At 67.6% G+C, this 11,444-nt stretch carries 13 protein-coding genes and 1 pseudogene; 9 read left to right on the forward strand and 5 right to left on the reverse strand.

The features are described 5' to 3' along the window. From BIS11_RS03545 to BIS11_RS03555, 3 genes and pseudogenes are all read right to left on the reverse strand, one after another. A pseudogene (locus BIS11_RS03545) lies at positions 1 to 95 on the reverse strand (diacylglycerol kinase); the annotation flags it as partial. Between the two features lie 40 nt (positions 96 to 135). Next, the gene (dacB, locus tag BIS11_RS03550; RefSeq protein WP_253420377.1) at positions 136 to 1,548 is read right to left on the reverse strand and encodes a D-alanyl-D-alanine carboxypeptidase/D-alanyl-D-alanine-endopeptidase; all 1,413 of its coding nucleotides are present in this window, start codon (positions 1,546 to 1,548) and stop codon (positions 136 to 138) included. A 133-nt stretch (positions 1,549 to 1,681) separates the two neighbouring features. Then, positions 1,682 to 2,362: a tRNA (guanosine(46)-N(7))-methyltransferase TrmB gene (locus BIS11_RS03555; protein ID WP_253420363.1), complete on the reverse strand. Its 681-nt coding sequence runs from the start codon at positions 2,360 to 2,362 to the stop codon at positions 1,682 to 1,684. Between the two features lie 204 nt (positions 2,363 to 2,566). Between BIS11_RS03555 and BIS11_RS03560 the strand changes: the two genes are divergently transcribed. The 8 genes from BIS11_RS03560 to BIS11_RS03595 all read left to right on the forward strand — a co-directional run bounded on the left by BIS11_RS03560 (position 2,567) and on the right by BIS11_RS03595 (position 10,172). Continuing rightward, the gene (locus BIS11_RS03560; RefSeq protein WP_253420380.1) at positions 2,567 to 4,453 is read left to right on the forward strand and encodes a beta-ketoacyl synthase; all 1,887 of its coding nucleotides are present in this window, start codon (positions 2,567 to 2,569) and stop codon (positions 4,451 to 4,453) included. Next, positions 4,450 to 4,941 (forward strand): pantetheine-phosphate adenylyltransferase, encoded by a 492-nt coding sequence (gene coaD, locus BIS11_RS03565; protein ID WP_253420365.1) that lies wholly within the window; start codon positions 4,450 to 4,452, stop codon positions 4,939 to 4,941. Before BIS11_RS03560 ends, coaD begins: the two co-directional genes overlap by 4 nt. 60 nt (positions 4,942 to 5,001) lie before the next feature. Then, entirely contained in the window at positions 5,002 to 5,250 is a 249-nt protein-coding gene (locus BIS11_RS03570) for a YfhL family 4Fe-4S dicluster ferredoxin (protein WP_253420369.1), read from the forward strand. 7 nt (positions 5,251 to 5,257) lie between these two features. Then, positions 5,258 to 6,583, forward strand: a complete 1,326-nt coding sequence (locus tag BIS11_RS03575) for an MATE family efflux transporter (RefSeq protein WP_253420372.1) — start codon at positions 5,258 to 5,260, stop codon at positions 6,581 to 6,583. A gap of 62 nt (positions 6,584 to 6,645) precedes the next feature. Next, a complete protein-coding gene (locus BIS11_RS03580) occupies positions 6,646 to 7,956 on the forward strand; it encodes a short-chain fatty acid transporter (protein WP_253585740.1) in 1,311 nt (436 codons plus the stop codon). Positions 7,957 to 8,011: 55 nt separating this feature from the next. Further along, on the forward strand, positions 8,012 to 8,533 hold the full coding sequence (locus BIS11_RS03585) for an acyl-CoA thioesterase (RefSeq protein WP_253426262.1): 522 nt from the start codon (positions 8,012 to 8,014) through the stop codon (positions 8,531 to 8,533). A gap of 30 nt (positions 8,534 to 8,563) precedes the next feature. Continuing rightward, positions 8,564 to 9,568, forward strand: coding sequence for an ion transporter (locus tag BIS11_RS03590; RefSeq protein ID WP_253426260.1), 1,005 nt, complete (start codon positions 8,564 to 8,566; stop codon positions 9,566 to 9,568). After that, on the forward strand, positions 9,561 to 10,172 hold the full coding sequence (locus tag BIS11_RS03595) for a LysE family translocator (RefSeq protein WP_253426258.1): 612 nt from the start codon (positions 9,561 to 9,563) through the stop codon (positions 10,170 to 10,172). Before BIS11_RS03590 ends, BIS11_RS03595 begins: the two co-directional genes overlap by 8 nt. On the opposite strand, the gene BIS11_RS03600 is transcribed toward BIS11_RS03595, so the two are convergent. Together BIS11_RS03600 and BIS11_RS03605 are read right to left on the reverse strand one after the other, a co-directional pair. Then, positions 10,169 to 10,537, reverse strand: coding sequence for an I78 family peptidase inhibitor (locus BIS11_RS03600; protein WP_253426256.1), 369 nt, complete (start codon positions 10,535 to 10,537; stop codon positions 10,169 to 10,171). The genes BIS11_RS03595 and BIS11_RS03600 overlap by 4 nt on opposite strands. Before the next feature lie 111 nt (positions 10,538 to 10,648). Continuing rightward, positions 10,649 to 10,780 carry an entericidin A/B family lipoprotein gene (locus tag BIS11_RS03605; RefSeq protein ID WP_227388718.1) on the reverse strand — a complete coding sequence of 44 codons (132 nt, stop codon included), beginning with the start codon at positions 10,778 to 10,780 and terminating at the stop codon, positions 10,649 to 10,651. A gap of 162 nt (positions 10,781 to 10,942) precedes the next feature. On the opposite strand from BIS11_RS03605, the gene BIS11_RS03610 reads away from it, so the two are divergent. Next, positions 10,943 to 11,362, forward strand: coding sequence for an HIT domain-containing protein (locus BIS11_RS03610; protein WP_253426254.1), 420 nt, complete (start codon positions 10,943 to 10,945; stop codon positions 11,360 to 11,362). Positions 11,363 to 11,444: the final 82 nt, after the last annotated feature.

Genomic DNA, 11,444 nt, shown 5'->3' on the forward strand with positions numbered 1-11,444 from the left:
AAGGCGGCCTCGTTGGCGAAGGCCGCCTTGAGCCCCTTCCACGAGTAGCGCGTGGAGTGTATCAGGTGGGTGATTCCGGTATGCCTTGGCTTCATTGCCTCATCCATCTCGTCGGTCGCGCCGTGCACGGCGGCGTCAGTGGGCCAGTATCATGGCGTCCAGATCCAGCGACAGCGGGTCGAGCACCTCCGCCCAACTCAGGTACGGCGTGGAGCCGGTGCCGTTGACCAGCACGCTGAACACCCCCCAGCGGCCCTGGGCCGTACGAAAGTAGCCCGCCGCGGCGCGCACCGCAAACGGCTGGTTGAGGGTGCCGGTCTTGAGCATGACGTTGTTCTGGAAGGTCGGCGAGCCGCGGCGGATGAAGCGCATCACGCCGTTGGAAGGCGACTGGAACGACGCCACGAAGCTCGGAAAGAGCGCTCCCTGGCGGAACATGTCCTCGAGCATCACCGTCACGCCGTGGGCGGAGGTGCGATTCGCCGTGGTCAGGCCGCTGCCGCTTTCGAGCGTCAGCGGGCCGTGGCCGGGCAGCGCCCCGGCGTAGGCCTCGATCGCCCGGCCCGCCTGGTCGAGCTGCGCCTGGGGCGTCTCGACCAGGTTCAGCGCCAGCACGTCGGCCATGTAGTTGTTGGAGTAGTTCATGGTGCGCAGCAAGAGCTCCTGAAGGGGCTTGCCGTCCACCGCCGCCAGCCGGCTCGCCCCGGTGGGCCGCGCCGAGGTCACCCTCCACGGGTCGCGCACCGTGATGCCGGCCTGGTCGAGCATGCTCATCAGCACCAGGGCGGTCTGCTCGGCGGGGTCGCCGGCACCGCGGTAGACGTCCTGGGCCATGGCGTTAGTGGAGATCTGCCCGGTCAGGCGCATCACGTCGCCGCGCTCGTCGGAGATGCGCTCGGCGCCGATCTCGGTGCCGCTGTTGGCGGGCACGGTCTGCACCTGGTTCTCCACCGTGATCAGCGGCAGAGGGCTGTCGCACAGCCCGACGCGGGCGGGTGCGCCGGCCTGCGCCGCCGGGGCGACGTTGACGCACCAGGTGGCGAAGTTCACGCCCGCCGAGGTGAGCGGCGCGCTGTAGGCGTTGGTCACTCGGGTCTGGGCGTTGCAGCGGTCGGTGGTCACGCAAGTCACCGGGCCGAAGCGCCATTGGCTTATGACCAGCGCGCCGTCCACCTCGCGCACGCCGGAAAGCTGCAGCCGCTGCACCAGGCGCCAGAGATCCTCGCTGGTCAGCCCCGGGTCGCCGCCGCCTTCGAAGATCAAATCGCCGCGCAGCACGCCGTCGTCGATCGGGGCGCTGCTGACCAGCGCCGTGGTGAAGCGGTGCTGCGGGCCGAAACGGTTCAGCAGTGCCGCGCTCATGTAGGCCTTGGTGACCGAGGCCGGCGAGAGCGCGCGTCCGGGCTCGAGACTGCCGAGCACCTCGCTTGCATCCGGCCCGAGCAGGCGCGCCTCGGCACTGACCGCGAATCCCTTGTCGCGCAGCTGGCCAAGGCGGCTGAAGTCCGCCAGCAGCGGCTGGCTCGCAAGGAGCGCCACCAGCGCCACGCCCGCGGTGCGGGCGAGCCAAAGGGGCTTTGAAAGGACATTGCAACGACTCACGTTCACCTGCCTCGATACGCGTTGATGGGAAAAGGGAGCAGCGGACTACCGGCGTCGACGACTCTCGACCGGGCGCCGCTCACGACGCGGCCTCGCACGGTGTCGGCAGCTCGCACACCAGCCGCCACAAGGGCTGGCCGCTCTGGTCGTACTTGGCCTCGAAGGGCGTCAGGTACTCGCCCTCGGGCGTAACCGGCTCGACCCGGACGGGACACCGGGCGGCGAGCCGCACGCACTCGGCGAACTCCTCGATGTAGAGCGGCCAGTTGGAGCGTACCTCCAGGCGCCCGCCGAGGGCCAGAAGCGCGGGAAACACCGGGTGCCCATGCCAGCGCATCTTGAGGTGCGACGCCTTGGGGTAAGGGTTCGGGTAGAGCACGTAGTGGCGCACAGGCGCCCACTTCGCCGCCTGCGCCAGGCGCCAGAAATCCACCAGGTCGGCGCGCACCAGCAAGGCGTTGTCGGGCAGCGCGCCGTGCTCGCGGGTGAGCCGGCTTTCGCTGCGATCCACGCCGATCACCGCGTGGTCCGGGAACCGGGCCGCCAGGCGCCGTGTCGAAAGCCCTACGCCGCACCCGGCATCGAGGATCAACGGCGCCCGGCGGGCCGCGTACCAGGTACCGGCGGCATCGAAAGCGCGCTGGTTGTGCGCCGCCACGGGTTTCTTGAGCGGATGCGCCAGCGCCCGCTCGAGGCGCCGGGCGAGATCCCGGTGCGGGCCGCTCTGATTGGAAGTGACGATTCGAGACGCCTGCTGCATGCCATCCCCTGATGGAAAAAGCGTGATTCTATCAGTCTCCGGCGCGCGCGGCATGACGCCATTGCGCCCCCGGTGCTATGATCACGTCCAAGAGTTATATGGCGCTCAGCCCCTGGCCGCGTTCGTCGCGCCACTGAGCCAAACGTTACCCAACTATCGCACCACGAGGAATCCGGCTTGTCACATTTACCGGTGATTGTCGGCATGGGCGGCATCAATCCTGCTGGCAGAACCTCGGGCCACCAGGCCTTTCGCCGCACCGTGCTCGATGCGCTCCCCACCGACCTGAAGCGCCATACGCTGGAGAGCTTGGCCGCCCTGATGCGCCTGGCCGTTCACACCGAGCAGGGCTGGCAGGACGCCGACGGCGCCCCGCTCGACGCCCCGGGCGAGGCGCTTGGCGACCGGGTGCTGAATCACACCCTGATTCGCCGCAACGAGGACCCGCGTTTTCTGCCGCCGGGCATGCCCGCCGCGCGCCAGGCCACGCTCGAGCTCGAAGCACCCCTGCGCTTCACCCTGCGTCGCCGCCAGCTGCCGGACAACCTGCCCGCCGACTGGCAGGTGAGCCCGGGCCACGACGAGCGCCACGTCCAGGTCACCGTGCCGGGCGGTACGTTCGAGACGCTCCTGCCCGACGCCCAGACGCCCAAGGTCATCGCCGCCGCCCAGTTGCCGAGCGGCTTCGACCCGGCGAGTCTCTATCGCAGCGTGCATCATCCGCGCGGGCTCTCCATGGCGATCTTCGCCGCCAGCGACTGCCTGGGGGCCAGCGGCCTCGAGTGGGAAACCCTGCGCGCGCGGCTCGACCCGGACCAGATCGCGGTCTACGCCGGCAACTCCATCGGCCAGCTCGACGACGAGGGCTGGGGGGGGCTGATGAAGAGCCTGGTCAGCGGCAACCGCGCCACCTCCAAGCAGATGCCGCTGGGCTACGGCCAGATGCCGGCGGATTTCCTCAACGCCTACGTGCTGGGCAGCGTCGGCGCCACCGGCGCGGCACTCGGCGCCTGCGCGAGCTTTCTCTACAACCTGCGCCTGGGCATCAACGACATTCGTGAAGGCCGTGCCCGGGTGGTCATGGTGGGCACCTCCGATGCGCCGATCACCCCGGAGATCATCGAGGGCTTTCGCGCCATGGGCGCTTTGGCGGACGACGCCAGCCTCAAGGCGCTCGACGCCCTCGAGCTTCTCACCGACGCGGACTACCAGCGCGCCTGCCGGCCGTTTGCCCAGAACTGCGGCTTCACCATGGCCGAGGCGAGCCAGTTCGTGCTGCTGATGGACGACGCGCTGGCCCTCGAGGTGGGTGCCGACATCCTCGGTGCGGTGCCCAACGTGTTCGTCAATGCCGACGGCTTCAAGCGCTCGATCTCGGCGCCGGGCATCGGCAACTACATCACGCTCGGCAAGGCGGCCTCCCTGGTGCGCGAGATGCTCGGCGACAAGGCGCTGACCGAGCGCACCTTCGTGCACGCCCACGGCACCAGCACGCCGAAGAACCGCACCACCGAGTCCCACGTGCTCCACGAGATCGCCCGCGCCAACGGCATCGACGACTGGCCGGTGGTGGCGATCAAGGCGTTCATCGGCCACTCCCAGGGGTCGGCGGCCGGCGACCAGCTGGCAAGCGCGCTGGGCAGCTTCCAGCACGGGCTGCTGCCGGGTATCCCGACCCTCGATGCGGTGGCAAGCGACGTGTTCGCCGAGCGGCTGCGCTTCTCGCGCAAGACGATCGAATTTCGCGCCGACGCAAGTCTCATCAACGCCAAGGGCTTTGGCGGCAACAACGCCACGGGGGTGGTGCTCTCGCCCCAGGTCACCGAGCGGCTTCTGGCCAAGCGCCACGGCGCGGCAGCGATCGAGGAGTGGAAGACGCGCCGCGAGGCGGTACGCGAAAGCGCCCGGGCCTACCTTGCCCGCGCCGACCAGGGCCACTACGCCCCGCGCTACCAGTTCGGCGAGGCGGTGCTCGAAGGCCCGGAACTCGGCATCGAGGCCGAGCGCATCCATATTCCCGGCTACGCCCAGCCGGTGTCGCTGCGCGTCGACAACCCCTTCGGCCGTCTCGACGACGAGGAGGACGCATGAGTGCGCGCCACCCGACCATCGCCGTCTATCCGGGTACCTTCGACCCGATCACCAACGGCCACGTCGACCTGATCGAGCGCGCCGCGAAGATGTTCGACCGGGTGGTGGTCGCCGTGGCCGAGAGCCCGGGCAAGAAACCGGCGCTTTCGCTCGAGACGCGCATCGCGCTCGCCGAGGAGGTGTGCGCCGGACTTGCCAACGTCTCGACGATCGGGTTCTCGTCACTCTTGACCACCTTGATGCGCGACCAGAACGCGCGGATCATCCTGCGCGGCATTCGCGCCGCCTCGGACTTCGAGTACGAGCTGCAGCTGGCCAACATGAACCGCGCCCAGGCGCCGGAGCTCGAGAGCGTGTTCCTCACCCCGGCGGTAGAGAACTCCTACATTTCGTCGACCATCGTGCGCGAGATCGCCAAGCTCGGCGGCGACGTCTCGACGCTCGTGGCGCCGCCGGTCGTCAAGGCGCTGCGCGCGCACTATACTTGAACGCCCATTCGGCTTGAGCGCCGATTCTTCTGCGTATTCGCCATTCACGAGGTAATAGCCATGGCCCTGATGATTACCGACGAATGCATCAACTGCGACGTCTGCGAACCGGAGTGCCCCAATGACGCGATCTCCCCGGGCGAGGAGATCTACATCATCGACCCGGGCCTTTGCACCGAGTGCGTGGGCCACTTCGACGAGCCCCAATGCCAGCAGGTCTGCCCGGTGGACTGCATTCCGCTCGACCCCGAACGTCTGGAAACCAAAGAGCAGTTGCTGAAAAAGTACCATCTCATCACCGCCGCCTGAGTCCTTCGTGCGTATCTGGGCGCTCGCCTGGCCGATCATCCTCTCCAACGTCACCGTGCCCCTGCTGGGGCTGGTGGATACCGCCGTGGTGGGCCACCTGCCGGACGCGCGCTATCTCGCCGCGGTGACCCTCGGCGCGACCCTGTTCGGTTTTCTCTACTGGGGCTTCGGCTTTCTGCGCATGGGCACCACCGGGCTGGTCGCCCAGGCGGTGGGCCGCGACGACCCGGGTGAGGTGCGCGCCCTGCTCGGTCAGTCGCTGCTGATGGCCGGGGCGATCGGCACGCTGCTGCTGCTCTTCGGTACGCCCTTGATCGACGCCGGCCTGTGGCTGCTCGACGGCAGCCCCGACGCCCGGGCGCTGGCCTTCGAGTACGCCCGCATCCGGCTCTACTCCGCGCCGGCGGTGCTCGCCAACTACACCCTGCTGGGCTGGTTCCTGGGCCAGCAGAACGCGCGGGTGACGCTGCTGCTGATGCTGCTCACCAACGGCGTGAACATCGCGCTGGATCTTCTCTTCGTGGTAGGTCTTTCGATGACCGTCGACGGCGTGGCGCTGGCCAGCGTCATCGCCGACTACAGCGCCCTCGCCGTCGGTGGCTGGCTGGCGGCCCGCCAGCTGCGCCGCCTGGACGGACGCACCCACCGGGCCCGGCTGTTCACGCTGGCCGCCTACCGGCCGCTGTTCAGCGTCAACGGTCACCTGTTCGTGCGCACCCTGGGGCTTTTGTTCGCCACCGCCTTCTTCACCGCCCAGGGCGCGCGCCAGGGCGACACGGTACTGGCGGCCAACGCGGTGCTGTTGCAGTTCATCATGCTGACCAGCTACGCCCTGGACGGCTTCGCCCACGCCGCCGAGTCTCTGGTCGGGCGCGCCTTCGGGCGCCGCGACTGGGCCGAATTCGCCGCCACGGTACGCGGCTGCGCACGCTTTTCGTTCTACACCGCCGCGGCGGCGGCGCTGGGCTTCGCGCTGTTCGGCAACGCCTTGGTCGCGCTGCTCACCGGCCTTGACGACGTGCGCGCCACCGCCGCGCTCTACCTGCCCTGGATGGTGGCGATGCCCTTGATCGCGGTAGGCAGCTACCTGCTCGACGGCGTGTTCATCGGCACTACGGCGGTGCGCGAGATGCGCAACAGCATCTTCGCCGGGCTCGCCGTCTACCTGCCCGCCTGGTGGCTCGGCCAGGGCCTGGGCAACCACGGGCTGTGGCTCGCCTTCACGCTGTTCATGCTCACCCGCTCGGCGATGCTTACCGCCTACTACGTTCACTACCGCCGAACCCGCTGGCGCCCCGGCCACGTCGCGCCCTGCCCCTTTGGTGGGGGGTGAAATAAACGCCTCGGGCTCGTATATTGATTTCGCACTCCAACAACGATCAAGGCGAGCCCCCTATGCTACGGTTCATTTCCCGCCCCGCAGTCAAGCTGGTCGAGCGCTACCTGCCCGACCCCTATATCTTCGTGCTGCTGCTCACGCTGGTCGCCGCCGTGGCAGCCATCGCCGTGGAGCGCCAGACGCCGCTTGCCGTGCTGCGCATGTGGGGCGACGGCTTCTGGGGGCTTCTGACCTTCTCGATGCAGATGCTTCTGGTGCTGGTGACCGGCTTCATGCTGGCAAGCTCGCCGCCGGTCAAACGCCTACTGGCAAGGCTTGCGGGCACCGCCAAGAGCGCCGGCGGCGCGATCGTGCTGGTCACGCTGGTGTCGCTGGCGGCGAGCTGGATCAACTGGGGCTTCGGGCTGGTGGTGGGGGCGCTGTTCGCCAAGGAGCTCGCCCGGCTCGTGCGCGTCGACTACCGCCTGCTGGTGGCCAGCGCCTACTCGGGCTTCGTGGTCTGGCACGGGGGCCTGGCGGGCTCGATTCCGCTGACCATCGCCACCGACGGCCACTTCGCCTTCGACCAGATCGGCGTGATCGGCACCGGCTCGACCATCTTCGCATTCTTCAACCTGGCCATCGTGGTCTGCCTGTTCGTCGCCGTTCCGCTGATCAACCGGATGATGCTGCCGTCGGAAAAGGAGAGCATCTACATCGACCCCAGGCTGCTCGACGACGAGCCGCCCCCCCTCACCCGCACCACGCGCCCGGCCGAGAAGCTCGAGAACAGCCTGGCGCTGTCGCTGCTGGTGGGCGTGCCGGGGCTTCTGTTCTTGCTCGATCATTTCCTGCTGCGCGGCGGCAGCCTCAACCTGAACGTGGTCAACTTCCTGTTCCTGTTCGTGGCCATCGTGCTGCACCGCACGCCGCACAACCTGCTGACCAGCCTCAACGAGGCGATCAAGGGCGGCGCGGGCATCGTCATCCAGTTTCCCTTCTACGCCGGTATCATGGCGATCATGGTACAGTCGGGGCTGGCCCAGAGCCTGTCCGAGTGGCTGGTGTCGTTTGCCAGCGCCGCGTCGCTGCCGTTCTGGTCGTTCATCAGCGCCGGGCTCGTCAATATCTTCGTACCCTCCGGGGGCGGCCAGTGGGCGGTACAGGCGCCGGTGATGCTGCCCGCCGCCGAAGCGCTGGGGGCGGACGTGGCGCGTATCGCCATGGCGGTGGCCTGGGGCGACGCCTGGACGAACCTGCTGCAGCCGTTCTGGGCGCTGCCGGTACTGGCGATCGCCGGACTCAAGGCCAAGGACATCATGGGCTTTTGCCTGGTTCAGCTATTCTTGACCGGCCTGATCATCTCCGTCGGGCTCACGTGGTTCTGACCCCGACGCGCCCGCCGAGGCGGGCGCTTCCCTTTCGACTTTGCAAGGTTTCGACATGACCCAGACCAGCGCCGACAACGCTCCCCTGCCCGGCCAGCGCGAACTCTCCATGACGGTGCTGATGACGCCGGACATGGCCAACTTCAGCGGCAAGGTGCACGGCGGTGCTATCCTGAAAAAGCTCGACGAGGTGGCCTACGCCTGCGCCAGCCGCTACTCCGGTCATTACGTGGTCACGCTCTCGGTGGATCAGGTGCTGTTCAAGCAGCCGATCATGGTGGGCGAGCTGGTCACCTTCCTGGCCAGCGTCAACCACGTGGGCCGCTCGTCGATGGAGATCGGCATCAAGGTAGTGGCCGAGGACATCCGCGAGAAGCTGATTCGCCACACCAACAGCTGCTATCTGACCATGGTGGCGGTGGACCGCGAGGGCAAGCCGGCCCGGGTACCGCCGCTGACGCTCGAGACCCCGCTTGCGAAGCTGCGCTTCGAGAAGGCGGCGCTGCGCAAGAAGCTTCGAAAGCAGGCCGAACTGGAAGAGCGGCTCGCCCAGCAGCACATCACGGAAGAACGCTAGGCCCACCGCCCACCCACGAAAGGAGTCGTCATGTTCCTCAGGGAGCGCCATCCCCAACTGCCCAAGCCCGTGGAGTACGCCCACATCGGCTGGGATTTCTTCATCCTGGTCGCGGTGATCGTCAACCTGGCGCTTTTGCTGTTCGATTCGCTGTTCCTGCTGACCTGGTTCGAGAACCTGGTGCAGAGTGCCTCCCCCGCCTTTCACGACCTTTACGCATCAAGTATCCATAGCCGCTTTGCGCGCATCGACCTGATCTTCGTCGCCATCTTCGTGGTGGACGTGCTGTTCAGCTGGGCGGCGGCGATCATCGAGCGGCGCTACCACCGCTGGTTCTTCTACCCCTTCGTGCACTGGTACGACGTGCTCGGCTGCATCCCGCTGGCGGGCTTTCGCTGGCTGCGGGCGCTGCGCGTGCTGTCGCTGCTCCACCGCCTGCACCGGCTGGGGCTGATCGACGTGCGCCGCTGGTCGAGCTTCCAGTTCTTCGCCAAGTACTACGACATCCTGCTCGAGGAGCTGTCCGACCGCATCGCCCTGCGCCTGATGGGCAACGTCCAGCAGCAGGTGATGGCGGCGGATTCGCTCACCCAGCGCGTGGTGGACCGGGTCATCATGCCGCGCAAGGAGGCGCTGATCCAGGAGATCACCCAGCGCCTGGAAGCCACCGTGGGCAAGGCCTACCGCAAGAACCGCGAGGAGATCATGCGCTCGATCGACGCGCTGGTCACCCGTACGCTCAACGAGAGCCCCGAGATCCAGAAGCTCAACCGCCTGCCCATGGGGCTTGCCGCCTCCAGCGCCATGCAGGCGTCGCTCAGCGGCGTGGCCCAACGCCTGGTCGAGGAGCTGGCGCTGGGCGTTCACTCGCCGGAATTTCGCCGCGTGATCGAACGCACCGCCGAAAGCGGCTTCGACAGCTGGCTCACGGTGGACGAGACCAGCGCCCACGTCACCGAGCTGGTGCTCTACGACATCATCGAAATGCTCAAGGAGCAGGTGCGCCGCCAGCGCTGGAAAGACCGTTATGAGTGAAGAGTGGCTGTTGATACTGGGGCCGGTGGCGGTGTTCATGCTGTCGATGACGCTGACGCCGGGGCCGAACAACCTGATGCTCACTGCCTCCGGCGCCAACTTCGGCATTCGCCGGACGATGCCGCACATGTTCGGCATCGTGGGAGGCTGTTTCTTTTTGTACCTGGCCATCGCCCTGGGGCTCGGGGTGCTGTTCGAGCGCGCCCCGCTGCTGCAGGTCACGCTGCGCTGGGCGGGCAGCGCCTATCTCCTGTACCTGGCCTACAGGATCGCCACGGCCCCGTCACCCAACGTGAAGGGATCGGATCAGCGCGGACAACCCCTCACCTTCCTGCAGGCAGCGCTGTTCCAGCTCGCCAACCCCAAGGCCTGGATACTCGGGCTTGCGCTGATCGCCGGATTTCTGCCCCAGGGCGGGCAGGCACTGCTCAACGCCGTCGTGCTGGTGGGATTCGCCGAGCTCGTCGCGCTGCCCTGCCTGCTGGTGTGGGCGGGCTTCGGCGTGGCGATCGGCCGCCTGATCAAGAGTGACGGCGGCTGGCGGGCGTTCAATGTCGCCATGGGGCTACTGACCGCCGCCAGCGTGGTGCTGATCCTGCGCTAGCCGCAGCGCAGGCCGGTGATGCGCCCCTGCTCGTCTACCTCGATGTTGAGGCGATCCTCGCGGTAGTCCATGGTCGCCATGCTGTCCGGGGCCAGCACGCGCACATCGCGGGCGCCGCTGTCCGCGCGCAGCGCCTGGGCGCGCTCGTCGCTCAAGGTCTCGCCCACGGCGGACGCAAGCGCCCCTGCCTGGCAGGTGCCTTCATTCTGCTGCGCGCCGCCGGCCACGCTCGGCGGCGGCGGAGCGCTGACGTCCGGCGAGCTGGGGGCGCTCAGCGTTCCGGTCTGGGCGGCGCAGCCGCCGAGCAGCGCGGCCAGGGTCAAAGCGGCGAAACGAAGGGTCGACGATCGTGAAACGGTAGGCATGCGTGGGTTTTCCTTGAAAGAGCCAGCAGAGAACGAGTGCAGAGAACGAGTAATGGGCGGCCACAAAAAAGCAGGCGAGGAGCTCGCCTGCTTTTTCATGACACGGCAGTGTTATTCGGCAGCTTCCTGCACCGCACGGCCACCGGCCTGAACGTCCTGCCCCGCACCGGACACGGTGTTGCAGCCGGCGAGCACAGAGGCGCTGACCAGCAGAACGAAGCTTGCCGCAAGTAGTTTTTTCATTGTGTTCTCCTTAACAATCATGATCGTGAACGCCCTTGCTCGATGTCATGAGACAGGTGCTCTTTCAGCGTAACAGCTTTTGAGAATCGTGCTCGCTTAACGTGCCCAGGGCGCCGCCGGTGCTGCTATGATGGCCTTCGACCTTGAATCCTGGAGAGCCTCGTGACCACCCTGACCCTGGACCCGCGACTTGCCGCCGATACCCTGTCGCTGGCCGACCTGCCCCTGTGCCGTGCGCTTCTGATGAACGATGCCCGCTACCCTTGGGTGATTCTGGTGCCGCGCCGGGAGAGCGTATCCGAGGTGTACGAGCTCGACGCGGCCGACCAGGCCCAGCTGTGGCGCGAGGCCACGGCGCTGGGCGAGGTCCTGAACCGGGCCTTCCAAGGCGACAAGCTCAACATCGCCACCCTCGGCAACGTGGTCGGCCAGCTTCACCTCCACCTGGTGGTACGCTTTGAGCGCGATGCCGCCTGGCCGGGGCCGGTATGGGGCAAGGGCGAGGCCGAGCCCTATACGCCGGAGCAGCAGCGCGAGCGTCGCGAGCTGATTCTCGCCCACATGGACAAGCTCGCGCTCTAGAGCACGCTCACCCGCCCGGGCCGAAGGGCGTCGTGGCCGGCCGCGAGGCGGGCGTGTCGAACAGTGGCGACGCCGGCTGATC

The organism is Halomonas sp. 707D4 (assembly GCF_024158685.1).
Lineage (GTDB): Bacteria > Pseudomonadota > Gammaproteobacteria > Pseudomonadales > Halomonadaceae > Vreelandella.

Coding starts and splice junctions, on each gene's coding strand:
- BIS11_RS03585 (WP_253426262.1), top strand. CDS start 8,012: ATGACCCAGACCAGCGCCGACAACGCTCCCCTGCCCGGCCAGCGCGAA.
- BIS11_RS03560 (WP_253420380.1), top strand. CDS start 2,567: ATGGGCGGCATCAATCCTGCTGGCAGAACCTCGGGCCACCAGGCCTTT.
- BIS11_RS03570 (WP_253420369.1), top strand. CDS start 5,002: ATGGCCCTGATGATTACCGACGAATGCATCAACTGCGACGTCTGCGAA.
- BIS11_RS03580 (WP_253585740.1), top strand. CDS start 6,646: ATGCTACGGTTCATTTCCCGCCCCGCAGTCAAGCTGGTCGAGCGCTAC.
- BIS11_RS03600 (WP_253426256.1), bottom strand. CDS start 10,537: ATGCCTACCGTTTCACGATCGTCGACCCTTCGTTTCGCCGCTTTGACC.
- BIS11_RS03595 (WP_253426258.1), top strand. CDS start 9,561: ATGAGTGAAGAGTGGCTGTTGATACTGGGGCCGGTGGCGGTGTTCATG.
- BIS11_RS03590 (WP_253426260.1), top strand. CDS start 8,564: ATGTTCCTCAGGGAGCGCCATCCCCAACTGCCCAAGCCCGTGGAGTAC.
- BIS11_RS03605 (WP_227388718.1), bottom strand. CDS start 10,780: ATGAAAAAACTACTTGCGGCAAGCTTCGTTCTGCTGGTCAGCGCCTCT.
- BIS11_RS03555 (WP_253420363.1), bottom strand. CDS start 2,362: ATGCAGCAGGCGTCTCGAATCGTCACTTCCAATCAGAGCGGCCCGCAC.
- coaD (WP_253420365.1), top strand. CDS start 4,450: ATGAGTGCGCGCCACCCGACCATCGCCGTCTATCCGGGTACCTTCGAC.